31 protein-coding genes are annotated in these 26,103 nt (G+C 71.4%); 13 read left to right on the top strand and 18 right to left on the bottom strand.

The window, feature by feature from the left end; genetic code table 11:
• Window positions 1-20 precede the first annotated feature (20 nt).
• The 4 genes from ACFV7R_RS25240 to lnt all read left to right on the top strand — a co-directional run bounded on the left by ACFV7R_RS25240 (window position 21) and on the right by lnt (window position 3,015).
• Entirely contained in the window at window positions 21-200 is a 180-nt protein-coding gene (locus ACFV7R_RS25240) for a hypothetical protein (protein WP_129796682.1), read from the top strand.
• 10 nt (window positions 201-210) lie between these two features.
• Entirely contained in the window at window positions 211-780 is a 570-nt protein-coding gene (locus ACFV7R_RS25245; protein WP_385267193.1) for a chloramphenicol phosphotransferase CPT family protein, read from the top strand.
• Window positions 781-899: 119 nt separating this feature from the next.
• Entirely contained in the window at window positions 900-1,379 is a 480-nt protein-coding gene (locus tag ACFV7R_RS25250; RefSeq protein ID WP_385267195.1) for a nuclear transport factor 2 family protein, read from the top strand.
• Between the two features lie 67 nt (window positions 1,380-1,446).
• Window positions 1,447-3,015: an apolipoprotein N-acyltransferase gene (lnt, locus tag ACFV7R_RS25255; protein ID WP_385267198.1), complete on the top strand. Its 1,569-nt coding sequence runs from the start codon at window positions 1,447-1,449 to the stop codon at window positions 3,013-3,015.
• Here the strand turns inward: lnt and ACFV7R_RS25260 are convergent.
• Window positions 2,909-3,844, bottom strand: a complete 936-nt coding sequence (locus tag ACFV7R_RS25260; protein WP_385267201.1) for a Gfo/Idh/MocA family protein — start codon at window positions 3,842-3,844, stop codon at window positions 2,909-2,911. The two genes, lnt and ACFV7R_RS25260, sit on opposite strands and share 107 nt — an antisense overlap.
• A gap of 200 nt (window positions 3,845-4,044) precedes the next feature.
• On the opposite strand from ACFV7R_RS25260, the gene ACFV7R_RS25265 reads away from it, so the two are divergent.
• Window positions 4,045-4,557: a DinB family protein gene (locus ACFV7R_RS25265; RefSeq protein WP_385267204.1), complete on the top strand. Its 513-nt coding sequence runs from the start codon at window positions 4,045-4,047 to the stop codon at window positions 4,555-4,557.
• Between the two features lie 112 nt (window positions 4,558-4,669).
• Window positions 4,670-5,143 carry a hypothetical protein gene (locus ACFV7R_RS25270; protein ID WP_385267207.1) on the top strand — a complete coding sequence of 158 codons (474 nt, stop codon included), beginning with the start codon at window positions 4,670-4,672 and terminating at the stop codon, window positions 5,141-5,143.
• A 103-nt stretch (window positions 5,144-5,246) separates the two neighbouring features.
• On the opposite strand, the gene ACFV7R_RS25275 is transcribed toward ACFV7R_RS25270, so the two are convergent.
• From ACFV7R_RS25275 to ACFV7R_RS25305, 7 genes are all read right to left on the bottom strand, one after another.
• Window positions 5,247-5,768: a hypothetical protein gene (locus ACFV7R_RS25275; protein WP_129796689.1), complete on the bottom strand. Its 522-nt coding sequence runs from the start codon at window positions 5,766-5,768 to the stop codon at window positions 5,247-5,249.
• A gap of 115 nt (window positions 5,769-5,883) precedes the next feature.
• The gene (locus tag ACFV7R_RS25280; RefSeq protein WP_385267211.1) at window positions 5,884-6,567 is read right to left on the bottom strand and encodes a uracil-DNA glycosylase; all 684 of its coding nucleotides are present in this window, start codon (window positions 6,565-6,567) and stop codon (window positions 5,884-5,886) included.
• An 81-nt stretch (window positions 6,568-6,648) separates the two neighbouring features.
• Window positions 6,649-8,232: an ABC transporter substrate-binding protein gene (locus tag ACFV7R_RS25285; protein ID WP_385267214.1), complete on the bottom strand. Its 1,584-nt coding sequence runs from the start codon at window positions 8,230-8,232 to the stop codon at window positions 6,649-6,651.
• A gap of 210 nt (window positions 8,233-8,442) precedes the next feature.
• A complete protein-coding gene (locus ACFV7R_RS25290; protein WP_385267216.1) occupies window positions 8,443-9,201 on the bottom strand; it encodes an SDR family oxidoreductase in 759 nt (252 codons plus the stop codon).
• Between the two features lie 14 nt (window positions 9,202-9,215).
• Complete coding sequence (gene fabG, locus ACFV7R_RS25295; protein ID WP_129796693.1) at window positions 9,216-9,977, bottom strand: 3-oxoacyl-ACP reductase FabG; 762 nt, start codon at window positions 9,975-9,977, stop codon at window positions 9,216-9,218.
• Window positions 9,978-10,111: 134 nt separating this feature from the next.
• Entirely contained in the window at window positions 10,112-10,528 is a 417-nt protein-coding gene (locus tag ACFV7R_RS25300; RefSeq protein ID WP_129796694.1) for a DUF3037 domain-containing protein, read from the bottom strand.
• A complete protein-coding gene (locus ACFV7R_RS25305; RefSeq protein WP_385267219.1) occupies window positions 10,525-11,280 on the bottom strand; it encodes a HipA family kinase in 756 nt (251 codons plus the stop codon). Before ACFV7R_RS25305 ends, ACFV7R_RS25300 begins: the two co-directional genes overlap by 4 nt.
• A gap of 152 nt (window positions 11,281-11,432) precedes the next feature.
• Between ACFV7R_RS25305 and ACFV7R_RS25310 the strand changes: the two genes are divergently transcribed.
• Entirely contained in the window at window positions 11,433-11,840 is a 408-nt protein-coding gene (locus ACFV7R_RS25310) for a Rieske (2Fe-2S) protein (protein ID WP_385267222.1), read from the top strand.
• Between the two features lie 3 nt (window positions 11,841-11,843).
• On the opposite strand, the gene ACFV7R_RS25315 is transcribed toward ACFV7R_RS25310, so the two are convergent.
• Window positions 11,844-12,485 (bottom strand): cysteine hydrolase, encoded by a 642-nt coding sequence (locus ACFV7R_RS25315; protein WP_385267224.1) that lies wholly within the window; start codon window positions 12,483-12,485, stop codon window positions 11,844-11,846.
• A 112-nt stretch (window positions 12,486-12,597) separates the two neighbouring features.
• Between ACFV7R_RS25315 and ACFV7R_RS25320 the strand changes: the two genes are divergently transcribed.
• Complete coding sequence (locus tag ACFV7R_RS25320; RefSeq protein WP_385267226.1) at window positions 12,598-13,065, top strand: pyridoxamine 5'-phosphate oxidase family protein; 468 nt, start codon at window positions 12,598-12,600, stop codon at window positions 13,063-13,065.
• A gap of 9 nt (window positions 13,066-13,074) precedes the next feature.
• Here ACFV7R_RS25320 and ACFV7R_RS25325 read toward each other — a convergent pair whose 3' ends face one another.
• Entirely contained in the window at window positions 13,075-13,983 is a 909-nt protein-coding gene (locus ACFV7R_RS25325; protein WP_129796699.1) for a LysR family transcriptional regulator, read from the bottom strand.
• A 74-nt stretch (window positions 13,984-14,057) separates the two neighbouring features.
• On the opposite strand from ACFV7R_RS25325, the gene ACFV7R_RS25330 reads away from it, so the two are divergent.
• The gene (locus ACFV7R_RS25330; protein WP_385267230.1) at window positions 14,058-14,984 is read left to right on the top strand and encodes a DMT family transporter; all 927 of its coding nucleotides are present in this window, start codon (window positions 14,058-14,060) and stop codon (window positions 14,982-14,984) included.
• Between the two features lie 15 nt (window positions 14,985-14,999).
• Here the strand turns inward: ACFV7R_RS25330 and ACFV7R_RS25335 are convergent, their stop codons facing one another.
• On the bottom strand, window positions 15,000-15,332 hold the full coding sequence (locus ACFV7R_RS25335; RefSeq protein WP_385267232.1) for a glyoxalase superfamily protein: 333 nt from the start codon (window positions 15,330-15,332) through the stop codon (window positions 15,000-15,002).
• 41 nt (window positions 15,333-15,373) lie between these two features.
• Window positions 15,374-16,705 (bottom strand): aminotransferase class I/II-fold pyridoxal phosphate-dependent enzyme, encoded by a 1,332-nt coding sequence (locus tag ACFV7R_RS25340; protein WP_385267234.1) that lies wholly within the window; start codon window positions 16,703-16,705, stop codon window positions 15,374-15,376.
• A gap of 35 nt (window positions 16,706-16,740) precedes the next feature.
• Here ACFV7R_RS25340 and ACFV7R_RS25345 point away from each other — a divergent pair, with 35 nt between their 5' ends.
• Together ACFV7R_RS25345 and ACFV7R_RS25350 are read left to right on the top strand one after the other, a co-directional pair.
• Window positions 16,741-17,421, top strand: a complete 681-nt coding sequence (locus tag ACFV7R_RS25345; RefSeq protein WP_385267237.1) for a pyridoxamine 5'-phosphate oxidase family protein — start codon at window positions 16,741-16,743, stop codon at window positions 17,419-17,421.
• Window positions 17,421-18,053: an FMN-binding negative transcriptional regulator gene (locus ACFV7R_RS25350; RefSeq protein WP_385267239.1), complete on the top strand. Its 633-nt coding sequence runs from the start codon at window positions 17,421-17,423 to the stop codon at window positions 18,051-18,053. The genes ACFV7R_RS25345 and ACFV7R_RS25350 overlap by 1 nt, the downstream gene beginning before the upstream one ends.
• A gap of 53 nt (window positions 18,054-18,106) precedes the next feature.
• On the opposite strand, the gene ACFV7R_RS25355 is transcribed toward ACFV7R_RS25350, so the two are convergent.
• The 3 genes from ACFV7R_RS25355 to ACFV7R_RS25365 all read right to left on the bottom strand — a co-directional run bounded on the left by ACFV7R_RS25355 (window position 18,107) and on the right by ACFV7R_RS25365 (window position 20,881).
• Complete coding sequence (locus ACFV7R_RS25355; RefSeq protein WP_385267242.1) at window positions 18,107-19,066, bottom strand: DMT family transporter; 960 nt, start codon at window positions 19,064-19,066, stop codon at window positions 18,107-18,109.
• Window positions 19,067-19,252: 186 nt separating this feature from the next.
• The gene (locus ACFV7R_RS25360) at window positions 19,253-20,257 is read right to left on the bottom strand and encodes a DMT family transporter (RefSeq protein ID WP_385267245.1); all 1,005 of its coding nucleotides are present in this window, start codon (window positions 20,255-20,257) and stop codon (window positions 19,253-19,255) included.
• 72 nt (window positions 20,258-20,329) lie between these two features.
• Entirely contained in the window at window positions 20,330-20,881 is a 552-nt protein-coding gene (locus tag ACFV7R_RS25365; RefSeq protein WP_385267247.1) for a Clp protease N-terminal domain-containing protein, read from the bottom strand.
• A gap of 277 nt (window positions 20,882-21,158) precedes the next feature.
• Between ACFV7R_RS25365 and ACFV7R_RS25370 the strand changes: the two genes are divergently transcribed.
• On the top strand, window positions 21,159-21,587 hold the full coding sequence (locus ACFV7R_RS25370) for an SRPBCC family protein (RefSeq protein ID WP_385267250.1): 429 nt from the start codon (window positions 21,159-21,161) through the stop codon (window positions 21,585-21,587).
• A 124-nt stretch (window positions 21,588-21,711) separates the two neighbouring features.
• Here ACFV7R_RS25370 and ACFV7R_RS25375 read toward each other — a convergent pair whose 3' ends face one another.
• Window positions 21,712-22,329: a PadR family transcriptional regulator gene (locus ACFV7R_RS25375; protein WP_385267253.1), complete on the bottom strand. Its 618-nt coding sequence runs from the start codon at window positions 22,327-22,329 to the stop codon at window positions 21,712-21,714.
• 163 nt (window positions 22,330-22,492) lie between these two features.
• Between ACFV7R_RS25375 and ACFV7R_RS25380 the strand changes: the two genes are divergently transcribed.
• Complete coding sequence (locus ACFV7R_RS25380) at window positions 22,493-23,302, top strand: PhzF family phenazine biosynthesis protein (protein WP_385267255.1); 810 nt, start codon at window positions 22,493-22,495, stop codon at window positions 23,300-23,302.
• Here ACFV7R_RS25380 and ACFV7R_RS25385 read toward each other — a convergent pair whose 3' ends face one another.
• Entirely contained in the window at window positions 23,303-24,103 is an 801-nt protein-coding gene (locus ACFV7R_RS25385) for a CPBP family intramembrane glutamic endopeptidase (RefSeq protein ID WP_385267258.1), read from the bottom strand. It lies immediately after the preceding gene.
• 147 nt (window positions 24,104-24,250) lie between these two features.
• Window positions 24,251-25,768 (bottom strand): glutamate--cysteine ligase, encoded by a 1,518-nt coding sequence (locus ACFV7R_RS25390; protein ID WP_385267260.1) that lies wholly within the window; start codon window positions 25,766-25,768, stop codon window positions 24,251-24,253.
• Between the last annotated feature and the right edge of the window lie 335 nt (window positions 25,769-26,103).

Consider the following 26,103-nt stretch of genomic DNA (forward strand, 5'->3'; position numbering starts at 1 on the left):
TTGCCCCTAGGCTTGCCCGCATGTCCCCTGACTCCATGGCCCCTGGTTCCGTGCGGTCTGCTGCCGAGGTGAACGAGCAGATCCGTGAGCTGTGGCTGCGTGCGGGCGGCACGCTGTCGGCTCAGGAGCGGGCGGAGTACGAACTGCTGGTGGTCGAGTGGGCCGCGGCCGTCCGCGGCGAGGTCATCGAGGCGGCCTGACGGCGACGGCGTGGAACATCTCACCGACGTACCACCGCGACGCGGTCTCGTCGTCTTCCTCAACGGCACGTCCAGTTCCGGCAAGTCGAGCATCGCCGCCGAGCTGCTGCGGATCCTCGACGAACCGTACTTCCACATGCCGGTCGACGCCTTTCACGCGATGCGGTCCCGCACCCCCGTCCCGCCGGACCAGCTGGACACGATGCTGCACCGGACCTGGCAGGGTTACCACCGCGCGGTGGCCGCAATGGCCGCCGCCGGCAACAACGTCGTCATGGATCACATCCTCAGTGCCGAGTGGCGGCTCCAGGACTGCCTGTCGCTGTTCGTACCGCAGGACGTGGTCCTCGTCGGCGTGCACTGCCCCATGGACGAGCTGGAGCGGCGAGAGCGTGAGCGCGGGAACCGGCCCGCCGGACTCGCCGCCCGCCAGCTGAAGCAGGTCCACGCCCACGGCGTCTACGACATCGAGTGCGACACCAGCATCTCCGACCCCCTCGAATGCGCCCGCCGCATCAAGGACTTCCTGCCCGCCAGACCCACCCCCACCGCCTTCCAGCGCCTGCGCGCGGGCAGCTGACGACGCTCACCGCCGCCCGCCCCGCATCACCGCCTCCGTCGCACAGGAGGCGTCCACGACCACCGAATATCACGGCACGCCCTCTTGGCGCGGCCCGCCCCGTGCCCAACACTGAGCCGATGACGCAGCGTGTGGAGCTCGCGGCCGTGATGGACCGGCTCGCCGTCGACGGACTGATCACCGACTACGCCGTGGCAGTGGACGACGGCGACTGGGAGGCGTACCGAAATCTGTTCACACCGGACGGACGGGCGGACTACCGCTCGGCCGGCGGTATCGAAGGCGACGCCCGCCAGGTGGCCGCGTGGCTCGCCGAGAGCCTGCGGGTGTTCTCGATGCGGCAGCATCTGATCGTCAACCGCCGGATGCGGTTCGACGTTCTGGAGCGGGACACCGGCGACACGGCACGGGTCCAGGCCGACTACGTCAATCCGATGCGTTTCGCCGGCGAGGGCCCCCCGGAGCCCGACTTCGTGTGCGGCGGCCGGTACGCCTTCGGGCTGCTGCGGACCGACGACGGCTGGCGGCTGCGCGAGGTGATCGTCCAGGAGAAGTGGCGGCGACTGCCCGAGAAGGCCGAAGCACCCGTGATCGACTGAGCCGACGCCCTCTGTACCGAGATCGTCGGCAGCGCGCACACTGGATCCACGGGTAGGGAGGCGCCGTATGAAGACGTTGGGCCGCTGGCTCGCCTCCCCGTGGCGGCGTTCCGCGGTCGCCGTGGCGGCGGGTGCCCTGCCCATGCTCGCCTTTCCCGCCCCGTCCCTGTGGGGGTTCGCCTTCGTCGCCCTGGTCCCGTGGATCCTGCTCGCCCGTACCGCGCCGACCGGCCGGCGGGCGCTGTACGACGGCTGGTGCGGCGGCTTCGGCTTCATGCTGGCCGTGCATCACTGGCTGTTGCCGAACCTGCACGTGTTCACGTTCGTCATCGCTGCGCTGCTCGGCGCGCTCTGGGCGCCCTGGGGGTGGCTGGTACGGCGGTTGCTCTCCGGAGCGCCGTCGCCGGGCCGGATCGCGGCCGCCCTGCTCGTCCTGCCCTCGGGCTGGCTGGTGGTGGAGCTGGTCCGTTCCTGGCAGGGACTGGGTGGCCCGTGGGGCATGCTGGGCGCCAGTCAGTGGCAGCTGGAACCGGCGCTGCGGCTCGCGTCGGTGGGCGGGGTGTGGCTGCTCAGCCTCCTGCTGGTGGTCGTCAACGTCGCCGTCGCCGTCCTCGTCGCGGTGCGCAGGTCCCGGGTGCCGGCGGTGGCCGGTCTGGTCGCCACGGCGGCGGTCGGCTCGGCGGCGTGGATGTGGTCGCCGCGCCCCGGGACCGACGGCCATGTCCGGGTGGCGGTCGTGCAGCCGGGAGTCGTGGTCGGCCCCGACCGCCGGTTCGACCGCGAGGAGCAGCTGACCCGACAGCTCGCCGGGCAGGACGTCGACCTGATCGTCTGGGGCGAGAGCAGTGTCGGCTTCGACCTCGGCACCCGCCCCGACCTTGCGCGACGCATCGCGGCACTCTCACGCGAGACCGCCGCGCCGATCCTGGTCAACGTCGACGCGCGGCGCTCGGACCGGCCCGGCATCTACAAGAGCTCGATCCTGATCGGCCCCGACGGCCCGACCGGCGAACGCTACGACAAGATGCGGCTGGTCCCCTTCGGCGAGTACGTCCCGGCCCGCTCGCTGCTCGGCTGGGCGACGTCCGTCGGCGAGGCGGCGCGCGAGGACCGCAGGCGGGGCACCGCGCAGGTGGTGATGGACGTGGGCGACGGGCTGCGGATCGGCCCGATGGTCTGCTTCGAGTCGGCGTTCCCCGACATGAGCCGTCACCTCGCCGAGGACGGCGCGGACATACTCGTCGCCCAGTCGGCGACGTCCACGTTCCAGCAGAGCTGGGCGCCCGCGCAGCACGCCTCGCTCGCCGCCCTGCGCGCCGCGGAGTCCGGCCGCCCGATGGTGCATGCGACGCTGACCGGCGTCTCCGCCGTCCACGGACCGGAAGGGCAGCGGATCGGCCCTTGGCTCGGTACGGACGCGAGCACCACGCAGGTCTACGAGGTGCCGCTGGCGGACGGTGTCACGCCGTACGTCCGCTTCGGCGACTGGCCGGTGTACGGGGCCGTGCTGGTGCTCGCCGCCCTCGGTGTCACCGAGGGGGCGCGACGGACCCGGCGGCCGCGCCCGCGCGCTCCAGGATCGCGTGTACCACCTGCTCGCACAGCTCGTGAGTCGCCAGCGCGTCCCGGGCGCTGAGCAGCCGGCCCGCGCGCACAGCGTCCAGGAAGGCCAGCACCGCCTGCTCGATCCCGCGCTGGCGGGCCACCGGCACCCAGTCCCCGCGCCGTCGCACCGTCGGCTGCCCCTTGTGGTCGATCACCTCGGCGAGGTTGAGCACCTGCCGCTTGGTGTCCTGCCCGGAGACCTCCAGGATCTCCTCGGCGGAGCCGCTGAGCCGGTTCATGACACCCAGCGCGGTGAAGCCGTCGCCGGCCAGTTGCAGCACCACGTGGTGGACCAGCCCGTGCTCGGTCCGGGCCCGCACCGTCACGTCGTCGATCTGGCCCGGCACCAGGAAGCGCAGTGTGTCGACGACGTGGATGAAGTCGTCGAGGATCATCGTGCGCGGCTCCTCCGGGAGCCCGATCCGGTTCTTCTGCATCAGGATGAGCTCGCGCGGATGCTCGGCACACTGCGCGTACGCCGGCGCGTGCCGCCGGTTGAAGCCGACGGCGAGGCTCGCACTCCGTTCCTCGGCGAGCGCCACGAGCCGTTGGGAGTCGGCGAGTTGGTACGCCAGCGGCTTGTCGACGTACGTCGGTACGCCCGCCTGGAGCAGCTGGGTGACGATCTCGGGGTGCGCCTCGGTCGGCGCGTGCACGAAGGCGGCGTCGAGGCCCTGGGCGAGGAGGTCGTCGAGGGTGGTGTGCCGCCGGGCCTGCGGCAGGTGGAGGCTGTCGGCGACTCGGGCGAGGGTCGCCGGGGTGCGGGTCTGCAGGTGCAGGTCGACTCCGGGCTGGACGGCGAGTACCGGCAGATATGCCTTCTGCGCGATGTCGCCGAGTCCGATGCAGCCGACCTTCACTGGTTCTCCTCCACCGCCTGCCTGCGCCTGTTCCGACGGAAGCATACGGCTGCTGCGGCGGCCGCCGGCCGGCGATGTCGCCGGAGCTGCGCAGGAAGAGCACCGGTCCCGCCTTCGGCAGGGCGGCCACAGCGGCATTGCGTACGGGGCTGCTCGTGAAATTCCTCGAGGAACCGGCGGAGTTGGGACAGGATGCGCATATGACGACCGAGCGCCGTGAGCCTGCCCAGAACGCCGACGAACGCACCATGCTGGAGGGATGGCTGGAGTACCACCGGCAGACCCTCGCCCTGAAGTGCGAGGGGCTGAGCGATGCCCAGCTCAGGACCGCGTCCGTGGAGCCGTCCGAGCTGTCCCTGATGGGGCTGGTGCGGCACCTGGCGGAGTGCGAGCGCGGCTGGTTCCGCAAGGTGCTGGTGGGCGACGACCCGGGGCCGATCTACTACACCGAGGAGGACCGCGACGGCGAGTTCCACCTCACCGAGGCGGACACCTGGGAGGAGGCGTACGCCACCTGGCAGGCCGAGATCGGGATCGCCCGGCGCAATGCGGCCGGCTTCGCCCTGGACGACCTGTCCAAGGGCCGCAGCAGGTTCACCGACGAACCCTTCAGCCTGCGCTGGATCTACACGCACATGATCGAGGAGTACGCGCGCCACAACGGCCACGCCGATCTGATCCGCGAACGCATCGACGGCGCCACCGGCGACTGACGTCACCCTCGCCGGGCCCGCGCCCTTCGTACGAAGGCGGGGATCACCCGTCCGGAGCAACCTGCGCTCGTCCGCTGGGCCCGAGGTGCCCAAAAGCAGCAGAGTTGCGCGGGTGCATCGAACGACGACCACCGCAACGCTCCTGGTCACCGTGGCTGTCTCGGCCCTGGCCGGCTGTACGACGGTCCAGGGCCCGCCTGTGGCCGGGCCGGCGACGGCGCCGTCGCCGGCCGGCCCGGACGGCCGGACCGCGCCGCAGATCGTGCAGGCGCCGGCCCGTGAGGCACTGGAGCTCATCGGCCCGTCCCGCCGGCCGCAGCCCGCGGCACCCGCGACGCCGAGCCGTACGGCCGCCTCTGCCCCGCCGCCGGTCCACCAGCCGCCGACGCCCCGCCCGCAATCCAGCCGACGGTCCCGGCCGGAGCGTTCGGAGCCCTGGCAGTCGCCGTCTCCGGTCATCCGGCTCCCGGACGTGTCGGACACGCTCCGGGACACCACGGATGTGTGCGCCCTCGGCAGGAACTACGGCGGCTGGCGGCCGGACAGCGCCGAGGCGGTGATCTGCGAGCGGACGTACGGCCGTTGACAGGGCACCCCGCAGCTGCGCGGTCGTCCCCGCCGGGCAGGGCGCCGACAGGGCCGCTGCCGCACCGGCAGAAGCGCAAGGCCACTGCCTGGGCGGCCCGGCGCTAAGGCCGCTGCCTGGGCGGCCCCCACGTCGCCCCGCCGGCTGCCCCGTCCTCGCCCAGTCGTAGTGCCAACCGCCCGATCGCCGCGCGCACTCCCTCCCCGTAGCTGTCGTCGCCGAGGGCGTCGGCCGCGCCGCGGGCCCGGTGCAGATGGGTGCGGGCGGCCTCGGAGCGGCCGAGCTTGACGTAGTCGGCGGCGAGATTGAGGTGCAGGGAGGGGTAGAGGGCACGGACGGCGAGGGCGCCCTCGTGAGCGGCGAGCCGCTCGTCCGTGAGCTCCTCGGCGGCCGTCAACGCCCGTAGGTCCCAGGCCAGTTCGTCCGAGGGGTCGTCCTGGGTGTCGGCCATGTAGTGCGCCAGCGTGCACCGGTGCAGCGGGTCGCCGTCCTCGCCGATCTCCGCCCACAGGTGCAGGAAGCGGTGCCGGGCCTCCTCGCGGTCGCCCGCGTGATGCAGCATGACGACCTGCCCGATCCGCGTCATCACGGCATCCGGCGCCGCCTGCTCCTGTCGCTCAGCCACCGCACTCTCCCAGCACTCACCGACGTCCGATTCCTCCCGACGCTAACGGCAGCCACCGGCAATCACGGCGAGGCAGGGCCGACCCGCAGGATCGGCCCCACCCGGACCTCCCAGGTCAGCCCAGATTCGGAACACGCCAGTCGACCGGCTCGTGCCCCTGCGCGGCGATCGCCTCGTTGATCTGCGTGAACGGGCGGGAGCCGAAGAACTTCTTGGCCGACAGCGGCGAGGGGTGCGCACCCTTCACCACCACGTGCCGGCTCTCGTCGATCAGCGGGAGCTTCTTCTGCGCGTAGTTCCCCCAGAGCACGAAGACCGCCGGGTCGGGCCGCTCGGCCACCGCGCGGATCACCGCGTCGGTGAACTTCTCCCAGCCCTTGCCCTTGTGCGAGTTGGCCTCGCCGGCGCGGACCGTGAGCACCGCGTTGAGCAGCAGCACACCCTGCCGGGCCCAGGGCATCAGATAGCCGTTGTCCGGGACCGGCAGGCCGAGCTCTTCGTGCATCTCCTTGTAGATGTTGCGCAGCGAGGGCGGGGTCTTCACCCCGGGACGCACCGAGAAGCACAGGCCGTGGCCCTGGCCCTCGCCGTGGTACGGATCCTGGCCGAGGATCAGGACCTTCACCTGCTCGTACGGCGTGGCGTCGAGCGCGGCGAAGACCTCCTCGCGCGGAGGGTAGACGGGACCCTTCGCCCGCTCCTCCTCGACGAACTCCGTCAGCTCCTTGAAGTAGGGCTTGTGCAGTTCGTCGCCCAGGACCCCGCGCCAGGACTCGGGCAGCATGGCGATGTCGGTCACGTCAACTTCCTTACGGTGTGCGGTCGCTTCCAGAGCACAGAACCTACCGGCGACCACTGACAATCGACGCAGCGGACGGCCTCACCAGCTGGTCTTGCGGTACAGCTCCCACACCATCATGATCGTCGACGGGTCCAACGCGCGCTCCCCGCCGGAGATCTCCTCGCTCGCGGCGACATACTGCTTACCCTGCCACAACGGCAGCAGGCGCGCGTCGTCGACGAGGATCTCCTGGGCCTCCTCGAATTCCCGCTCCACCTGGGCGCGGTCGCTCTCCTCACGGGAGCGGGGCAGCAGCTCGTTGGTGATCTCGGGCGCGGGGTACGGCGTTCCGAGGGCGTTCTCCTCGCCGACGAAGGGCGCGATGTAGTTGTCGGCATCGGGGAAGTCGGGGAACCAGCCGCGGCCGAACACCGGGTACTCGCCCTTCTGGTAGCCCTCGACGTACGTCTTCCAGGGCCGGCTCTTGAGGGTGATCTCGAACAGGCCCGAGGCCTCCAGCTGGCGCTTCAGCTCCTTGAACAGAACGGCGGTCTCGGAGCCGTAGCGGTCGGTGGTGTACCAGAAGGTGAGCGGGACGGGCTCGGTGATGCCGGCCTCGGTGAGGATCGTGCGGGCCTTGTCCTGGTCGGGGTCGCCGTAGTTGTCGAAGAAGCCCGTGGTGTGGCCGGTCAGGCCCTTGGGGACCATCGAGTACAGGGGGTCGACGGTGTCCTTGTAGATCGTGTGGGCGATGGTCGGCCGGTCGACGACCTGGGCGATGGCCTTGCGTACCGCAGCGTTGCCGGCCCACTCGTTCTTCGGGTTGAACACCAGGTAGCTGATGTCGGTGCCCGCGCCCTCGACCAGCTGCAGCGTGTCGGAGTCCTCGCCCTCCAGGGCGACGATCTCGTCGGCGGCGAGGCCGCGGTAGGTCACGTCGATGCGCTGCTCCCGCAGGGCCTTGACCATGGCGGCGGAGTCCTGGAAGTAGCGGATGGTCACCGCGTCGTTTCTGCGCTCGGCGAAGCCCTTGTAGCTCTCGTTCCGGACGAGTTCGGCCTGACTGCCCTCGTCGTACGCGTCGAGCGTGTACGGCCCGGACCCGGTTACTCCGCCGTCCTCGCGCAGGGAGTCGGCCGGGTAGTCCTCGGGGTCGACGAGGGACATGGCGGGGGTGGCGAGCACGAACGGGAAGGTGGCGTCGGCGGTCTTCAGGTGGAAGACCACCTCGCGGTCGCCCAGCGCCTGCACCCGGTCCAGGCTGCCCAGCAGCCCGGCGGGCCCGCCCGGCGCGTTGATGGCGGTGATCCGGTCGATCGAGTGCTTGACGGCCTGCGCGTCGATCACACTGCCGTCGGAGAAGGTCAGGCCCTCCCGCAGCTTGCAGCGGTACGCCCGGTTGGTGCTGTCGGTGAACGCACAGCTCTCGGCGGCGTCGGGCTGGGGCGTGGTGGTGCCGTTGGGGTAGCTCAGCAGCGTCTGGTAGACGTTGCGGAACAGCTCCCAGGAGCCGTCCCAGGAAGCGGCCGGGTCCAGTGTGCTGGGAGCGCTGGTGGTCCCCACCACGATCGGCCCGTCGTCACCGGTCTCGCCGTCCGAGAACAGGCTGCATCCGGCCACCAGGGATATGGATGCGATCGCGGCCAACTGCCGCAGGCCTCGGTTCCGGTTGAACACGCGCACGCTCCTCGATCTGCCATACCAAGGGTCGGCAGACCTTATCGCAGTGCTCGGCCCGGCTGAACCGCAGTTGCGCGAGGTACTTGATCAGCATCTCGATGACGACGTTGTCATCGCCCTGCGCAGTACCTGTACGTGGACAGGGGCGCCGTTTCCGTCAACGGATCCGCGTCACGCCGACGGAGCCGACGCCCCTGTATGTCCCCGGCCCGGTCAGCTCACGCCGGCGTTGAGGAAGATGCCGCCGTCCACGACGAGCGTCTGGCCGGTGATCCAGTCGGCCTGCGCCGAGGTGAGGAACGCGGCGGCGCCACCGATGTCGGAGGGCACGCCGAGCCGGCCCAGCGGGTAGGCCGCGGCGGCCTCCGCCTCGCGGCCCTCGTAGAGGGCCTGCGCGAACTTGGTCTTCACGACGGCCGGGGCGATCGCGTTGACCCGCACCTTGGGCGCGAACTCGTGCGCCAGCTGAAGGGTCAGGTTGATCATCGCGGCCTTGCTGATGCCGTACGCGCCGATGAAGGGCGAGGCGGAGACACCGGCCACGGACGCGATGTTGACGATCGCGCCGCCGTTGTCCTTCTGCCAGGCGTGCCAGGTGCGCTGGGCGAACCCGAGCGCCGAGACGACATTGGTCTCGAACACCTTGCGCGCGACATCGAGGTCGAGGTCGGCGATCGGCCCGAACACCGGGTTCGTGCCGGCGTTGTTGACCAGGTAGTCGACCCGGCCGAAGGCGTCCATCGTGCGCTCGACGGCGGCGGCCTGGTGGTCGACGTCGTGGGCCTTGCCGGCCACGCCGATGACCCGGTCGGCGCCGAGCTGCTCGACGGCCTCCTTGAGGGCGTCCTCGTTGCGGCCGGTGATGCACACCCGGTCACCGCGTGCCACGAGCGCCTCGGCGACGCCGTAGCCGATGCCGCGGCTGGCGCCCGTGACGAGCGCGACCTTGCCCGAAAGCTCCGGGAGTTCCATGGAAGTGATCCCCTTCAGTCGAGCGGTCCGCCGGCCACGTACAGCACCTGGCCGGAAACGAAGCCGGCCGCGTCGCCCGTGAAGAAGGCGATGGCGTTGGCGATGTCCTCCGGCTCACCGACACGCTGTACCGGGATCATGGAGGCGGCCGCGGCCTTGAAGTCCTCGAAGCCCATGCCGACACGTTCTGCGGTGGCGGCGGTCATGTCGGTGGCGATGAAGCCGGGAGCGACGGCGTTGGCGGTGATGCCGAACTTGCCGAGCTCCTTGGCGAGGGTCTTGGTGAAGCCCTGCAGACCGGCCTTGGCGGCGGAGTAGTTGACCTGGCCGCGGTTGCCGAGAGCGGAGGACGAGGAGAGGTTGACGATCCGGCCGAAGCCGGCGTCGACCATGTGCTTCTGGCAGGCCCGGGACATCAGGAAGGCGCCGCGCAGGTGCACGTTCATGACGGTGTCCCACTCGGCGACGCTCATCTTGAACAGCAGGTTGTCGCGGAGCACACCCGCGTTGTTGACAAGGATCGACGGCGCGCCGAGCTCCTCGGCGATGCGCGCGACGGCCGCCTCGACCTGCGCCTCGTCGGAAACGTCGCAGCCGACCGCAATGGCCCGGCCGCCCGCCGCGGTGATCTTTTCCACGGTGTCCTTGCAGGCGGCCTCGTCGAGGTCGAGCACGGCGACCGCGCGGCCCTCGGCCGCCAGTCGTACGGCGGCGGCGGCGCCGATGCCGCGCGCGGCACCGGTGACGACTGCGACCCGCTGCTCAGTAGTGGACATTGCTGCTACTCCTCGCCCTTGGATGCGGCTCAGCGGCACGCTCTTCGGTGAGCGACCGCTTAGTACCTTCAGCAGACGTGACGCTAGAAGCCCTGGCACCCGGTGTCAACGGCCCATCGGGTGCATGTGATCCATCACCTCACCAGCAGGTCGAGCAAACGCTCCGTCTCGGCCGCCGGATCGGCGGTCAGCCCGGTGTGCACCGGGCCGGGCTGCACGACCGTCGAGCGGGGCGCGATCAGCCAGCGGAAACGCCGGCCCGCGTCGTCGCCGGCCGCCTGCCCGGCCGCCTCCCCGCCGCCGCACACACTCTCGACGGCACGCAGCGCGGCGCGTACGCCGGCCACGTCGGCCGCCGGGTCGAGGGCCAGCAGCCGCGCCTCGTCGAGGTGCGTGCGGGCGCCGACGTACCCCTTGGCACGGCAGTACACGAGCACCCCGGCGTTGATGCACTCGCCGCGCTCGACGCGCGGCACGACCCGCAGGAGGGCGTACTCGAAGACGTCCCGGCCGCCGCCCTGGCCGGCCCTGGTGATGTGGCGCTCGCTCACTTGACCCCCTGAACGCGTTCGTGGATGACGGCGGCGCGCGCGAGCAGTGGTCGCGCATAGGCTCGGCGCAGGTCGTCGGGCGTGTCGAAGCCGGGCTCGCCGGTCAGCCACGCGTCGGGAATCTCGGCGGTGACCTCGGCCAGCAGGTCCTCGGTGACCAGGGGCGCTAGAGCGGCGGCGGCCGCGGTGATGTCCGGGGCGAAGGAGCGCAGGGCGTGGTCGGAGGCGTCGTAGGGCCGCAGCGCGGAAGCTTCGGCGCCGGGCCAGTTGTGGTGCCAGATCATGGTCGCGCCGTGGTCGATGAGCCACGGTTCGCCGTGCCACATCAGCAGGTTGGGGTTGCGCCAGGAGCGGTCGACGTTGTTCACCAGCGCGTCGAACCAGACGATCCGCCCCGCTTCCTCGGGGCTCACCGCGAAGGCGAGGGGGTCGAAGCCGAGCGCGCCGGACAGGAAGTCCATGCCGAGGTTGGTGCCGCCGCTGGACTTCAGCAGCTCCTGCACCTCCTGGTCGGGTTCGCCCAGCCCCAGCAGCGGGTCGAGCTCGACCGTCACCAGGCCCGGCACCCTGAAGCCCAGCCGGCGGGCGAGTTCGCCGCAGACGACCTCCGCCACGAGCGTCTTGCGGCCCTGGCCGGCACCGGTGAACTTCATGACGTACATCCCGAGATCGTCGGCCTCGACGAGCCCCGGCAGCGAGCCGCCCTCACGCAGGGGCGTGATGTAGCGGGTCGCGATGACTTCCTTGAGCATCGCCCCAGGTTACTGGGGCGTTCGGGACGGTTGGGGCGCCGCCCGTCGGCTCGGGGCCACGATCGGGTGACGAACCGCGTGGCGGCTGAACCGGCGCCGGTCGCGGCCCGTACTGCTGGACATCACATGACGACCGCAGAAGGGACCCCAGCATGGCCAGCGAATCGCTTCACCCCGTGTCGGGACCGGCCCGCCGTACCGTGATCGCGGCGGCCGGCGCGGCGGGGCTCGCCGTCGCGCTGACCGCGTGCGGGTCGGGCGACGACTCGTCCGGTTCCGGCACCGTCCTCGGCAAGACCTCCGACATCCCCGAGGGCGGCGGGAAGGTCTTCGGCGGCGTGGTGGTCACCCAGCCGACGGCGGGCGAATTCAAGGCGTTCTCCTCCAAGTGCACCCATCAGGGCTGTGCGGTGAAGGACGTCAAGGACGGGGCCATCATCTGCCCCTGTCACGACAGCCGGTTCTCCGCGACCGACGGCAGTGTGCAGAAAGGTCCGGCGACCCAGCCGCTGCCCGCAGAGGAGATCACCGTGGAGGGGGACGAGATCAGGATGGCGTGACGGTCAGCGCCGGCGGAGTCCTTTGCAGCAGCCCAGCACCTCGTCGGTGGTCGCGAGGGTGGCGACCAGGGCGAGGGTGTGCCGGATCATCGCGGGGGTGTAGTCGGCGGGCACCCCCGCGATGGCGTCGGTCGGCACGACGGCCGTGTAACCGCGGTTCACGGCGTCGAAGACGGCGTTGGGGATCGCGACGTTGGCGGAGACGCCGCTGACGATCAGGGTGCGGCAGCCGAGGTTGCGCAGCAGCGCGTCGACGTCGGTGCCCTGGATGGGCGACAGTCCGTGCAGCCGGCGTACGACGAAGTCCTCCTCGGCGACCTCGATCGGGGGTGCGACGCGCACCGCCGTGGTGCCGGACAGCTGCTGGACGGGGAGCCGTTCGGCGGCGTGGAACAGCCGGGCGTTGCGGCTGGCGCCCCGGCCGTCGGGGCGGCGTTCGGCGAGGGCGTGGATCACCTGGATGCCGCTCTCGTGGGCGGCGGCCACCAGCCGTGCGATGTTGGCGAGGACGCCCGAGGAGCGGGCCTGACGGGCGAGTTCCGGCAGCGCGCTGTCCGGGCCGACGACGCCCTGCTGGCACTCGACGGTGAGGAGCACGGTGACGGCGGGGTCGAGAAGTTCGCTGAGGTGCTCGTACGACGGCATGGTTCCCCCTCGGTGTGGGAGCCGGTGAGGTCAGCCACCATTGCACGGCGACGGAAGAAGTTCCATTCTTTTCTGACATACCGTCAGGTGTTGTTCTGCCGAGGGGAATCGCATGACAGTCACTCAGCGCCGGGGCCGCAAGATCATGATGACGCCCGGTGAGCTGGACGAGTTCCTGACCAGCCAGCGCACGTGCCGGGTCGCCACGGTGTCGGCCGACGGCGCCCCCCATGTGAGCACGTTGTGGTTCGCCTGGGACGGCACCTCGATGTGGCTGTACTCCGTGGTGCGCAGCAAGCGGTGGGCCGATCTGCGGCGTGATCCGCGGGTGGCCGTCGTGGTCGACACGGGCGAGGAGTACGACGAACTGCGCGGTGTCGAGCTGTCCGGGACCGTCGAGTTCGTGGGCGAGATTCCGCGCACCGGCGAGCTGCGCGCCGAACTCGACGTTCCGGAGACGCTGTTCGCCCGCAAGAACTTCGGCCTGGAGGAGATGCCGCACGACGGGCGGCACGCGTGGGTGCGGCTGACACCGGAGAAGATCGTCTCCTGGGACTTCCGCAAACTGGGGTCGTCATAGGGCACCCGCTCAGCTCGCACCGACGCTCTCCCCCGCGGCCCGCAGTGCCTGCACCGCCGCCCGGATCGACGGGCGGCGGTCGGCGTCCGCCCGCCAGACGACGTACACATGCCGGCGCACCCGCTGCCTCAGCGGCACGGTGACGACCCCGGCCGGCATGGGATGGCGGCCCAGCAGCGGGGCGATGCACACGCCGAGACCGGCGGCGACCAGCCCGAGCTGGGTGTGCGTCTCGGCCGCGCGGTGGCCGACGATCGGCTCGATGCCCCGCGACCGCAGGGTGAACATCAGCCACTCGTGGCAGAACTCGCCCTCGCCCCAGGTGATCCACTCGTCCTCGGCGAACTCCCCGAGGTCCACCTCGTCACGGCCCGCGAGCGGATGGCCGGCCGGCATCGCCACATCGGCGGGATCGTCCAGGATCGGCGCCTTGACGAGACCGTCGGGCAGCGGCATCGGCTTGTTGTACCAGTCGAGGACGACCGCCAGGTCGAGGTCGCCGCGCACCACGCCCCTGATCCCGTACTCCGGTTCCAGCTCGCAGGAGCGCAGCCGCAGCGCGGGGTGCGCGGCGCGCAGCGCGGCGAGCGCCGTGGGGAACAGTCCGCGCGCGGCGGTCGGGAACGCCGACAGCCGCAGTTCGCCCGCGACCTGTCCGCGCTGCGCCTCCAGGTCGGACTGGGCCAGTTCGACCTGCGACAGGATGCGCGCCGCGTGCTCGGCGAGCAGCCGCCCCGCGTCCGTGAGCCGCACGCCCCGCCCGTGCTTGGTGAGCAGCCGCTGGCCCACTTCCCGCTCCAGCTTGGCCAGTTGCTGCGAGACGGCCGAGGTGGTGACGTGCAGGCCCTCGGCCGCTCCGCTCACCGATCCGTGCCGGGCGAGGGCGTCGAGGGTGCGCAGGCGGTCCAGACTCAACATGTAAGCAATGCTACGAGATACAGCGTGCGAAATCTCGATTGTGCTACGAGGTTCGCTCGCCCATCGTTGGTTCCATGACCACCGCCACCACCACCCGCACGGCCGGCCGCGCCACCGTCCGCCCCCGCCGCACCCTCGACTGGCGGCTCCGCTTCGCCGCCCTCTCGCTGATCTGGGGCTTCAGCTTCCTGCTCATCAAGGTGGGCACCGAGGGCTACGCCCCCTTCCAGGTCACGCTCGGCCGGCTGGTGTTCGGCACGGCGGTGCTCGCGGCGGCGATGATCGTGCAGCGGGAGCGGCTCCCGCGCGCGGCGCGCACCTGGGGGCATCTCACGGTGGCCGCCTTCCTGCTCAACGCGCTGCCCTTCTCCCTCTTCGCCTACGCCGAGCTGACGATTCCGTCCACGCTCGCCGGCATCTGCAACGCCACGTCACCGCTGTGGGGCATGGCCCTGTCCCTGGTCGCCCTCTCCGAGGACCGGCCGACCCGGATCCGGGTCGCCGGCCTGGGCCTCGGTTTCCTCGGAGTGCTGACGGTGCTCGGCGCCTGGCAGGGCTTCACCGGCGTGGACGCCACCGGCACGGCGCTGGCCCTGCTGGCCTCACTGAGCTATCCGATCGGCTGGATCTACGTCCGCCGCACTCTGGCGGGGTCGCGCGAGTCGCATCTGTCCCTCACCGGGGCCCAGTTGCTGCTCGCCACACTCCAACTGGCGGTCGTCACCCCCCTGTTCACCAGCCTGCCGACCCGGTTCCCCGTCGTGCCGCTGCTCGCCGTCGCCGCCCTGGGCGCGCTCGGCACCGGTCTCGCCATGCTCGTCCAGTTCAGCCTCGTCGCCGAGGTCGGCCCGACCACGGCGCAGATGGTCACCTACTTCATCCCCGTCGTCGCCACGGCCGCGGGCGTCGCGATCCTCGGCGAGTCGCTGACCTGGTCGACCCCGGTCGGCGCGGCGATCGTGCTGGCGGGAGCTGCGCTGACCCAGGTCCGGCGGGCCTGAACCGCTCCCCGACGGTCACTCGGCCGGCGTGCCGATCCGCAGGCGGTTGCCGTCCGGATCGCGCAGCTCGATCTCGCGCGCCCAGGGAGCGTCGGCCGCCTGCACCCCGAACTCGGCGGCGACCGCGTCGACATCAGCGACTCTCAGGTACACCAGCGTGTCCGGCCGGGCGTCCCCGGTGTGCTCGGACAGGAACAGCCGCATCGGGCCGCGCGCGACCTCGACGAACGCCGGCAGTCCCGGCTCGAAGCGGTGCTCCCACTGCTGGCCGAAGCCCAGGCGCTCGTACCAGCGGACCGCTGCTGCGGCGTCGGCCACACGCAGGATCGGGATGACTTCCTCGTTCATGGCGCCATGGTTCCAGACGCCACTGACAACGCCGAGATGCGTCAGACGTACCTGCGCACCGGCGCCGGTCCCACCGCTGAGCCGATCGCGTCGGCCAGTGGACCGGCCTCGTCCGCGGTCAGTGTGGCGACGGTGACCCGGATGCCGGGCGGGGCGCTCATCCGGAAGCGGGCGCCGGGGGCGACCGCCCAGCCGGCGTGCAGCAGCCGGGCGACGGCTCCCGTCTCGTCGGGCACCGGAATCCACACGTTCAGGCCGCTGCGCCCGTACGCCGCGATGCCACGCCGTGCGAGCTCGCCGATCAGGGCGTCCCTGCGCCGCCCGTACGCCGCCGCGACCGCCGGCGCGTCCACCGCGCCGTCGGCCCACAGCCGTGCCACCGCCCGCTGGGTGATCCGGCTGACCCAGCCGGGCCCCAGCCGCTGCCGCCCGCGGACCCGGTCCAGCGTCATCTCGTCCCCGGTGAGCACGGCGAGCCTCAGGTCGGGGCCGTACGCCTTGGCCGCCGAGCGGACGAAGGCCCAGTGGGCGGTGACGCCTGCCAGGGGGTGCAGTGGCAGGTCGACGATCCCGTGCCCGTGGTCGTCTTCGATCAGCAGGATCGCCGGGTGCCGGCGGAGTACGGAGCGCAGGGCACGCGCGCGTGCAGGGCTCACGACGGCTCCGGTGGGGTTCTGGGCGCGGTCCGTGACGATCAGGGCCCGCGCTCCCGCCGACAGGGCGCGCTCCACGTCTTCGGGGAGCGGTCCGTCGTCGTCGAGGCGGACCGGCACCGTGCGCAGGCCGAGCGCGGGGACGAGGTCGAGCAGGCTGCCCCAGCCGGGGTCCTCGACGGCGACGGTGTCCCCGGGCTTGAGGTGCACGGCGACGACCCGCTCGATGGCGTCCAGCGAGCCGGAGGTGACGACGACGGGCCCGTCCGGCACTCCCGCGGCGTCCAGGTCGGCCCGGGCGATGCGGGCCAGCTCGGGTTCCACCGGTGCGTCGCCGTAGAGCACCGGCTCCCGGTCCGCCTGAGCGGCCGCCGCGGCGAACGCCGCCGCCAGCGAGGGCAGCAGCGCCGGGTCCGGATTGCCGGCGGACAGGTCGCGCACGCCCTCCGGTACGTCCACGCGGATGTCGTCGCGCCCGGTGGTGGCCGGCTTGGGCCGCACCCGGCTGCCCCGGCGCCCGGCGGTCTCGATGACCCCGCGCTCGCGCAGGATCCGGTAGGCGGCGGCGACGGTGTTGGGGTTCACGCCGAGCCGGGACGCCAACTCCCGCATGGGCGGAAGCAGTTGCCCCGGGACCAGGGCGCCGGCACCCACCGCGCGCTCGACGCTCGCGGAAATCTCTGCTGCACCCCGACCCTCGATCGGATAGTCTCCTAGCACAAAACCAAGTATGCACTAGTGCAATGGAGAATGTCATGCGGGGAACCCAGGACACGCCGTCGCAGGCCTCGTACACCGCCACCGACCGCACGGTTCCCACCCGCGCCGCGCACAAGGCCTCGTACGACAAGGACGTGGTGCACGCGATACTCGACGAGGGCTACGTCTGCCACCTCGGCTTCGTCCGGGACGGGGCTCCGGTCGTGCTGCCCACCCTGTACGGCAGGGTCGGCGAGCGGCTCTATGTGCACGGCTCGACCGGCTCGCGCCCGCTGCGGATGGCGGGTCAGGCCGGTCCGGGCCTTGCGGTGTGCCTGACGGTCACGCATGTCGACGCGCTGATCCTGGCCCGCTCGGCCTTCCACCACTCGGTCAACTACCGCTCCGTGGTGGTGCACGGCATCGCCCACGACGTCACCGACCCCGACGAGAAGCGCCAGGCCCTGGACGCGCTCGTCGACCACGTGGTGCCGGGCCGGTCGCAGGACTCGCGGCCCGCCAACGCCAAGGAGTTCGCCGCCACCGCCGTGCTCCGCCTCGACCTCGACGAGGTCTCCGCCAAGATCCGCACGGGCGGAGTCAACGACGAGCCCGAGGACCTCGCCCTCCCGCACTGGGCCGGCGTCGTCCCGCTGCGCAAGGGCTACGAAACCCCCGTCGGCGACCCGGACCTGGCCCCCGGCACCGGACTTCCCGACTATCTGGCGGTGCTCTGATGCTGATCCACCCCTGGGACACTCCCCGCGACGACACCGAGTGGCAGAGCTGGCTGGTGGCCCATGACTTCGGGCAGCTCGCCGTCAACGGCCTGGAGGGCGAACCGCCGCATGTCCAGCCACTGCACTTCGCGTACGACGCCGAGCGCGGTGAGGCAGTCACGCATCTGGCCCGCCCCCATCCGATGTGGCCGGCCCTGCTGGCGAACCCCGACGTCGTCCTGAGCGTGGTCGACGACTACGTGTACGTGCCCGGCCCCTGGCAGGCGGCACCGGAGGACCCGCCCGAGCACGGCGTACCGACCAGCTTCTACGCGGCGGTCCAACTCCGGTGCCGGGCCCATGTCGTGGACGACCCGGCCGAGAAGGCCGAGCTGCTCAACCGTCAGGTCGGCCACTTCCAGCCGGAGGGCGGTTCGGCGCGGGTTGCGGCGGGCGAGGCCCCGTACGGGCGCATGCTGTCCGGGATCCGCGGGGTGCGGCTCGAAGTGACCGGCGTACGCGCGAAGTTCAAGTTCGCGGGCAAGCGGCCGGACGAGGTCCAGGACCGGATCGCGGAGAAGCTGGCGGGGCGGGCCGGTCCGCGTGACACGGCGGCGCGCGAGCACCTGCTGCGCCGACGGCGGACCTGAGCGAGGGGCCCTGCACCCGTGGGTTCTGCACCCACGGGTGCAGGGCCCCGGCGTCACGCCGGCAGCGGTTCCCGCTCCCGCCTCGCCCCGCGCGCCTCGGCCACCGCGAGACCCGCGACCGACCCGAGCATCAGCAGGGTGCCGGCGAGGGTCGGTACCGTCAGGTGTTCGCCGAGCAGGACGACGGCGAGGACCGCTGCACTGACCGGCTCCAGCAGCATGATCACGGACACGGTGGCCGACCGTACGACGGCCGCGCCCGCGAAGTACAGGGCGTACGCGAGCGCCGTGGGAACCGCAGCGATGTACGCCACGAGCCAGAGCAGCCGGACCGGTTCGGCAGTGTGCGGCACGAGCCCCTCGGCGAGCGCGAACGGCAGCAGGCACAGGGTGGTGACCGCGAACGCCCACACGGTCGTACGGGAGGCGTCCGCCCCGCCGTCACGGCCCCAGTAGCGGGTGAGCAGGGTCATCGCCGAGTAGCCGGCGGCGGACAGCAGCGCGAGCGCGACGCCCCAGGGCCGTACGGCCGTGTCACCACCGCCGAGCACGAGCACCCCGAGCCCGGTGAGCGCCCCGGCCACGGCCATGAGGCCGGCGCGGCCGAGCCGCTCCCCCATGGTCAGCCGTGCGCCGAGCGCGATGAGCACGGGACCGGCACCGAGGGTGACCACGGTCGCGACGGCGAGACCGGTGGCGGACACGGCGGCGAAGTAGGCCGTCTGGAACACCGCGAGACCGAGGCCGGTGGCACCGATCCGCAGCGCCTTGCGGGCGAGGGGCTCAGGGACGGGGGTCGTCCGGGTACGCGGGTGCAGCGGGCGGGCGGCGAGCAGCAGGACCAGTCCGGCCGCACAGCGCCAGAAGGACAGGGCGACGGAGCCCATGTCGCTGGTCCGGTAGACCAGCGAGGCGGCCGCGCCCGCGGTGCCCCAGGCGGCACCGGCGACGATCAGATACAAAAGGCCTCGCCCGACGGGCAGGCCGGAGACAGCAGGGGACGCAGTGAACACGTGTTCTCTCCGCAAATGCGCAGAATTGCGCGGAAGTTCGGGGACCGCCGCTCAGCGGGGTCGCGGACGTCTTCCGCGGGCAGCACCGTTCCGCCCGGCGAGATGCCGCGGGGCGTGTGGGTCGGAGGCCCGCCTCAGGCGGCCGGAGGCGGAAGAACGAGTGCGTCCGAATGCATGGTCAGCACCTTATGCCGCTGTTCCGCGGGCCGACAACTCGCGTTCGGGCCCGCCGCCGGCGACCGGCTCGGCGGAGCCCTTCGCGGGCGTCGACGACTGCGCGATGAACGCCCCCACCAGGACCACCGCGCCGCCGACGATCTGCGGCGCCGACAGGTGCTCGCCGAGCAGGACCCAGGCCAGCACGGTCGCGATGACCGCCTCCAGGCAGGCCACCACGCCGGCCACCTGCGGCGAGAGCCGGCGCACGGAGAGCACGCCGGTGACGTACGCGACGACGGTCGCGACGAGCACGATCCAGGCCAGCAGCAGCACAGCCGGGACCGCGGTGCCGTCCATGTGGGCGGCGTTCCCGAGCACCGACCAGTCCATGGACCAGGGGCGGGCGACGACGGTGAGCACACCGGCGCCGATCAGCAGGCCGTAGGCGATGACGCCGAGCGGGTCCGGGGCGTCGGCGCCGGAGTCGCTGCCCTGGTCGGACAGGACGAAGTAGCCGACCTGGCAGCAGGCTGCGCCGAGCGCGAGGAGCAGCCCGAGGGCGTCGAAGCCGAGCCCGGACCACACCTCGACGACACAGGCGAGGCCGCCGACCGCAAGGACCACGCCCAGCGCCGCGGCACGCGTCACCGGCCGCCGCTGCACGAACCGCACCCAGCCGAGGACGAGAGCGGGCGCGAGGTACTCGACGAGCAGCGCGACCCCGACCGGGATACGGGAGATGGCAGCGAAGTAGCAGGCCTGCACACCGGCGACGGCGAGCAGTCCGAACCCGGCGAGCAGCGCGGGGCGGCGGCGCAGCAGCGCCCGGTGGCGCACGGCGAGCGGCAGCATCACCAGGGCCGCGCCCGCCACCCGCAGCCACACCACGTGCAGCGGGTCGAGGCCCGCCTCGATCAGTGGTTTGGCCGCGACTCCGGAACCTCCGAAGGCGACCGCCGACCCGAGCGCGAGCGAGAGCCCGACGCCCTTGCCGCGGCTGCCCTGACTGCTGACTGACGTACGCACCGGCACATGATGACAGGCGATGACATGAGCGTCACCCCCTATGACACCTGTCTCATCGACTGGACGCCGAGCGTCGCGTCAGCAGCCGGTCTCGCCGCCCCCGACGTATTCCTCGAAGCGTTGCTCGATCCGGGTGAACAGCTCCCCCGCGTCGACACCGGCGCGGTCGAGCACCTCGACGGCTCGCGCCTGCGGGTCCACGACGATCGCGGCGAGCAGATCGACCCCGCGGGCCAGGTCGTCACCGCGCCGCCCGGCCCGCTCACCGGCGTACGACATCGCTCCCGCGGCCAGCGGCGAGTACCCCTCGGCCTCGGGTACGACGGGAATCGCGCCGGAGTCCTCCACGGTGCTCTGCCAGCGCAGGCCGTAACCGATGCTGCGCTGCACGAGATAGCCGAGCAGCCGGGCGAGCTGGGGTCCACCGTCGAAGACGGCGCGCACGTCGGGGTCGTACTCCAGCAGTGAGTGCAGCAGATGGGCGGTGTCGATCTGCCGGTCCCCGTCCCTCAGGGCCCGCCTGCGGGCACCGGCGACCACCGCTGCCAGCTCCGCGCTGAGCCCGGCATCGTGGTCCGCGCCGTGGGTGCCCTGGTCGTGGGCCGGCTGCTGGGGGGTATGGGGTTGCACACTCTCACCCCATCAGTCCCTGCGGCTCCGGTCATCCCCGGACAGAAGCATTTTTGCGTCCCACACAGAGCGGATGTCCCCGGCCGGAATCTCCTCCTTACGGATGAGATCACGCCGAATCGACTGCGGGGGCGCGCGCCGTCTTGCCGTGCGCCGGGTGCGCACACCACCGCACTCCAGCGGCCTCCACATTTCCTGACGGTTCATCAGTATTGAATGTTCCGGCCCCTGCGGCTACGTTCCGCGACACCCAAGCCCGACACGAAGAGGTGGTCGCATGGCCGAAGTCAGCGCGGAGGCACGCATCGAGGCACCGGCCGAGAAGGTCTGGGCGCGACTCACGGACTGGTCCGCGTACGGGGAGTGGAACGCGACCCACACGAGTTTCCCCAAGGGCGGCCCCTCGACCCTGGAAGTCGGCGCGACGTTCCAGGAGAACATGAAGCTCATGGGCTTCCCGGCCGAGGTCGAGTGGGCCGTGGAGGAACTGGAACCGGCCCGGGTGCTGGCCATTCGCGGCAAGGGCCCGATGGCCGTCACCGTCGCCACGCGCTACACCCTCACACCCGACGGCGACGCCACGACGGTCCGTATCGACGGGGAGTTCACCGGCGCGGCGGTCTCACTGATGGCGGGCAAGCTCAAGGACTCGGCGACCGCCGCGCTGGGCGAGTCGCTGCGGAAACTGGGCGGGCTGGTGGCCTGAACTTCCCACGGTCCGAGCTTTCGGCAGGTATCAGGCATGCGGAGGCGCCCCGCGGATCGTCGTTCCGCGGGGCGCCTCTCCTCAAGGCCGTACGGCTTCTTGCGGCCGCACGGCGGGGAGGCTGTCAGTCCTCGTCGGCGAGGATCAGGTACAGCTTCTTACGGGCCTCGTTGATGACGCCGACCGCCTTCTCCCGCTGCTCCGCACTGCCGGTCTTCCAGACCTGACCGAAGGCCTCCATCAGTCCGAAGCCGGCCTGGCGGATCTCACCGAGAGCCTCCCAGTCGATCCCGCGCGAGGCCGCCTCCCAGGGCGCCTCGGGACCTTCCTCGGCCGCCGCGCGGCCCGACTCCGTGAGCGAGAACAGCTTCTTGCCGCCCTCGGTCGCGCTGACGATCAGGCCCTCGTCCTCCAGCAGCTGGAGGGTGGGGTAGACCGAGCCGGGGCTGGGCTTCCACACCCCGTCGCTGCGCTCGGCGATCTCCTGGATCATCTCGTAGCCGTGCATCGGCCGGTCCTTCAGCAGGGCCAGGATCGAGGCCCGTACGTCACCGCGCCGTGCCCTCCCCCTCGGACCTCCTCGCCCTCGTCCGCCACCACCCCAGGGTCCGGGACCGAAGCCGGGCCCGAATCCGTGGTGCCCGCCGGGGCCGAACGGCCCGAAGGCCTCACGCCGGCCGTCGAAGTCACCTCGGCCACGCCGGGGGTCACCGTGTCCACGCTCGTATCCATGGCTGCGCATCGCCATCACTCCATTCCATCGTTGATCTGTCGCGATGCTTCAACGATATATCGGAATAGCTCGCTCGACAACCTCGAACCGAGAACGAGGGCCCCGGCAACCGGGCCGGCACTCGCGAATTGGCCTTGGCCTGCGGCTTTGTGGAGCCCTTAGCGTCATGGCCATGCGGATTCGAATCGTCGACGCCTTCACCGACCGCCCCTTCGCCGGCAACCCGGCCGGGGTCCTGCTCCTCGACGCCTTCCCGGACGACGACCGGCTGCAGAACGTGGCCATGGAGGTCAACCACGCGGAGACCGCGTTCGCCCACCCGCTCCCCGAAGGCGGCGAGGCCGACTGGGCGCTGCGCTGGTTCACCCCCGCGGCCGAGGTCGCGATGTGCGGTCACGCCACCCTCGCCACGGCCCATGTCCTGCACAGCACGGGCACCCACGAGGGCCGGGTACGGTTCGCCACCCGCAGCGGTGTGCTCGTCGCGGAGCCCCACGAGGACGGCTCGATCACCCTGGACTTCCCCACCGCCCCGCTCACGCCGGCCGACATCACCGAGGGCATCGCCGACGCCCTGGGCGCAGAGCCGGGCGCGGCCTTCGACACCGGTCCGGACGTCGGCGACCTGCTCCTGGAACTCGCCGACGAGGAGACGGTCCGTGCCCTGCGCCCCGACCACAAGGCCCTCGGCGCCCACTCGGCACGCGGCATCATCGCCACCGCCCGGGCCGAGGACCCGTCCAGGGGCTACGACTACGTCTCGCGCTGTTTCTTCCCGAACGTCGGCATCGACGAGGACCCGGTCACGGGCAGCGCCCACACGGCTCTCGCCCCCTACTGGTCGGAGCGCCTGGGCCGCCCCGGCCTCACCGGCCTGCAGGCCTCACCCCGCCCCGGCCGCGTCCGCACGGAACTGCGCGGCGACCGCACCCTGCTGAGCGGCCGCGCGGTCACCGTCATCGAGGGGGAGCTGCTGGCGTAGTCACGCGGTCGGCAGCCAGCCCACCCTGCCCGCGAGCAGCGCGTAGCCCACGAACGCGCCGATGTCGAGCAGCGAGTGCGCGACCACCAGCGGACCGACGCGGCCCCAGCGCCGGTACAGGTAGACGAAGACCACGCCCATCACCATGTTGCCGATGAAGCCGCCGATGCCCTGGTACAGGTGGTACGAGCCACGCAGTACGGAGCTGGCCACCAGCGCGGAGCCCGGCGACCAGCCCAACTGGTCGAGCCGGCGCAGCAGGTAGCCGACGACGATCACTTCTTCGAGGATGGAGTTCTGCAGGGCGGAGAGGATCAGTACCGGGTACTTCCACCACACGTCGGGCAGGGCCTCGGGGACGACGGTGAGGTTGAAGCCGAGGCCGCGCGCGGCCAGGTAGAAGGCGATGCCGCTGCTGCCGATCACCGCGGCGATCGCGGCGCCGCGGCCCAGGTCCGGCCAGGGCCGGGTGCGGTCGAAGCCGAGGGTCTTCAGGCTGCGCCCCTCGCGCAGCAGGAAGTGCGCGACGAGGGCGACGGGAACGAGTGCGGTGGCGATGCCGAAGAGCTGCCACGCCAGGTCGAGCCAGGGGCGGCCGGGAGCGGCCGAGGCGTTGAGGGTGGCGGCCTGGTCCTTCAGGCCACCGGGCCTGGTGACGGATCCGATGAAGCTGATCAGTGCGGACACACCGCTGGCACCGAGCGACAGCCCGAGCACGAGCAGCGTCTCATCACGGAGAATCCGTCGCGGCGGCCGCTCCTGCGGCTCGGATTCGGCCACCCGGCCCGTCTCCGCCTGCACGCCTGCCTCCCGTCGAGTAGTCCTGCTCCGCGCTCATCTTCGCCCGTCGGCATCCCGACGAGATTACGAAGATCGCACACTCCGACCACACGACAGCCTTGCAGACGCACTTTCCCCCGCCCGCGGCTCCCCCGCCCGAGGAAGCCGTCACCCCGTCCGCGCCGGCTCCGGCAACCCCACCGGCCAGGTGTGCACCGGTTCCCCGAGGTGGCTCAGCTCGGCGTAGCGCCGCGTCGTGGCAGCCAGCGCCGCCGCGCGCGGCAGCCCGCCCTCCAGCGCCCGGTGGAAGGTCGCGACCTGCCAGGACGCCCCGTTGACCCGGCGCCTGCAGCGCTCTTCGATCACGCCCAGGTAGAGGTCCCGGTCGGCCGGTTCGACGCCCCACGCATCCAGCCCTGCCTCGGCGAGCGGCAGCAGTTCGTCCCGTACGAGACTGACCGCTTCGACCTGGGTCGTCCCGCCGTACCGCCCGCGCCGCGGCCAGGTGAAGCGTGCGTCGATGCCGTACCGGCACGCGGCGTCGAAGTTGGCCGCGGCCGCCTCGAAGGGCAGGCGGGTCCACACCGGCCGGGAGTCCTCGGCGAGCGCGCGGACGATGCCGTAGTAGAAGGCCGCGTTGGCGATGACGTCGGTGACGGTGGGCCCGGCGGGCAGGACGCGGTTCTCGACGCGCAGATGCGGGACGCCGTCGGCGATCCCGTACACGGGACGGTTCCAGCGGTACACCGTGCCGTTGTGCAGGACGAGCTCGGCGAGTTTCGGAACGCCCCCGGCGTCGAGCACCGCCAGCGGGTCCTCCTCGTCGCAGATCGGCAGCAGCGCGGGGTAGTAGCGCAGGTTCTCCTCGAACAGGTCGTACGCCGAGCTGATCCACCGCTCCCCGAACCAGGTGCGCGGCCGGACCCCCTGGGCCTGCAGTTCGGGCGGGCGGGTGTCGGTGGACTGCTGGAACAGCGGCGGCCGGGACTCGCGCCACAGCTCGCGGCCGAACAGGAAGGGCGAGTTGGCGCCGACGGCGATCTGTGCCGCGCAGGCCGCCTGTGCGGCGTTCCACACGTCGGCGAAACGGGCCGGGGTGACCTGGAGGTGCAGTTGCACGGAGGTGCAGGCGGCTTCGGGCGCGATCGACTTCGACGTGCAGGTCAGATGCTCGACGCCGTCGATGTCGAGGGTGAAGTCCTCGCCGCGGGCGGCCACGATCTGATCGTTGAGGAGGGTGTAGCGGTCGACGTCGGAGAGGTTCGAGGAGACCAGATCGTCGCGGTCGAGTGTGGGCAGAATGCCGATCATCACGATTCCCGCGTCGACCTCACCCGCTTTCCGGTGGGCATATGCCAGGGACGTACGGACTTCTTCCGCGAGCCGATCGAATACCCGGCCGCCCAACCTGTGTGGGGCTATGTTGACTTCCAGGTTGAACATGGCGAGTTCTGTTTGGAAATCTCGGCTTGCGATCTTTTCCAGAACCTGCGCATTGAGCATTCTCGGCATGCCGTCGGCCCCGGCCAGATTCAGTTCGATCTCCAGCCCCATGAGGTTCTTCGGGCGATCGAACCGCTTCTCTTCCAGCAGCCGCTCCAGGCCCCGCAGACACTGCCGGAGCTTGGTGCGGTAGCGCTGGCGATCGGACAGGTCGAACGCGCCCGCCACGACCTTCTCCCCCATCGAAGCGTCCCTCCTCGGTGGGCAGGCCTGAGATCCGGCCGCCGGTGTCCGGGTCAGGGGGGATGATGCCCAGCCCGGGCGATCCGTAACGCCCGCGGCGCATGCCCGCACCCGCTACTCTGGTCACTCGGGCCAGAGATGACCGGCGGCACATTCACCGGGCAGGTGCACCGCACACTTTCCGGTGCGGGGAACTCGTGAAAAACGCCGACGCGAATTGGCCGACCGCCCGGGGAGCATTTCCCGAGGTCATCGCCGTGCGACCGGTTCGGAATCGGGATGTTTTCCACGTATCGCCGACCGAATGAACCCTTGTGCGAGTGCCCGGAAGCGTT

Origin of the sequence: Streptomyces sp. NPDC059866, assembly GCF_042731325.1 — a bacterium.
GTDB lineage: Bacteria > Actinomycetota > Actinomycetes > Streptomycetales > Streptomycetaceae > Streptomyces > Streptomyces flavusporus.

What these genes read in the sequence shown, in the direction of transcription:
- ACFV7R_RS25240 (WP_129796682.1), top strand. Translation starts at nt 21, where the DNA reads ATGTCCCCTGACTCCATGGCCCCTGGTTCCGTGCGGTCTGCTGCCGAG.
- ACFV7R_RS25250 (WP_385267195.1), top strand. Translation starts at nt 900, where the DNA reads ATGACGCAGCGTGTGGAGCTCGCGGCCGTGATGGACCGGCTCGCCGTC.
- lnt (WP_385267198.1), top strand. Translation starts at nt 1,447, where the DNA reads ATGAAGACGTTGGGCCGCTGGCTCGCCTCCCCGTGGCGGCGTTCCGCG.
- ACFV7R_RS25265 (WP_385267204.1), top strand. Translation starts at nt 4,045, where the DNA reads ATGACGACCGAGCGCCGTGAGCCTGCCCAGAACGCCGACGAACGCACC.
- ACFV7R_RS25290 (WP_385267216.1), bottom strand. Translation starts at nt 9,201, where the DNA reads ATGGAACTCCCGGAGCTTTCGGGCAAGGTCGCGCTCGTCACGGGCGCC.
- fabG (WP_129796693.1), bottom strand. Translation starts at nt 9,977, where the DNA reads ATGTCCACTACTGAGCAGCGGGTCGCAGTCGTCACCGGTGCCGCGCGC.
- ACFV7R_RS25305 (WP_385267219.1), bottom strand. Translation starts at nt 11,280, where the DNA reads ATGCTCAAGGAAGTCATCGCGACCCGCTACATCACGCCCCTGCGTGAG.
- ACFV7R_RS25310 (WP_385267222.1), top strand. Translation starts at nt 11,433, where the DNA reads ATGGCCAGCGAATCGCTTCACCCCGTGTCGGGACCGGCCCGCCGTACC.
- ACFV7R_RS25315 (WP_385267224.1), bottom strand. Translation starts at nt 12,485, where the DNA reads ATGCCGTCGTACGAGCACCTCAGCGAACTTCTCGACCCCGCCGTCACC.
- ACFV7R_RS25320 (WP_385267226.1), top strand. Translation starts at nt 12,598, where the DNA reads ATGACAGTCACTCAGCGCCGGGGCCGCAAGATCATGATGACGCCCGGT.
- ACFV7R_RS25325 (WP_129796699.1), bottom strand. Translation starts at nt 13,983, where the DNA reads ATGTTGAGTCTGGACCGCCTGCGCACCCTCGACGCCCTCGCCCGGCAC.
- ACFV7R_RS25330 (WP_385267230.1), top strand. Translation starts at nt 14,058, where the DNA reads ATGACCACCGCCACCACCACCCGCACGGCCGGCCGCGCCACCGTCCGC.
- ACFV7R_RS25335 (WP_385267232.1), bottom strand. Translation starts at nt 15,332, where the DNA reads ATGAACGAGGAAGTCATCCCGATCCTGCGTGTGGCCGACGCCGCAGCA.
- ACFV7R_RS25345 (WP_385267237.1), top strand. Translation starts at nt 16,741, where the DNA reads ATGCGGGGAACCCAGGACACGCCGTCGCAGGCCTCGTACACCGCCACC.
- ACFV7R_RS25350 (WP_385267239.1), top strand. Translation starts at nt 17,421, where the DNA reads ATGCTGATCCACCCCTGGGACACTCCCCGCGACGACACCGAGTGGCAG.
- ACFV7R_RS25370 (WP_385267250.1), top strand. Translation starts at nt 21,159, where the DNA reads ATGGCCGAAGTCAGCGCGGAGGCACGCATCGAGGCACCGGCCGAGAAG.
- ACFV7R_RS25375 (WP_385267253.1), bottom strand. Translation starts at nt 22,329, where the DNA reads ATGCGCAGCCATGGATACGAGCGTGGACACGGTGACCCCCGGCGTGGC.
- ACFV7R_RS25380 (WP_385267255.1), top strand. Translation starts at nt 22,493, where the DNA reads ATGCGGATTCGAATCGTCGACGCCTTCACCGACCGCCCCTTCGCCGGC.
- ACFV7R_RS25390 (WP_385267260.1), bottom strand. Translation starts at nt 25,768, where the DNA reads ATGGGGGAGAAGGTCGTGGCGGGCGCGTTCGACCTGTCCGATCGCCAG.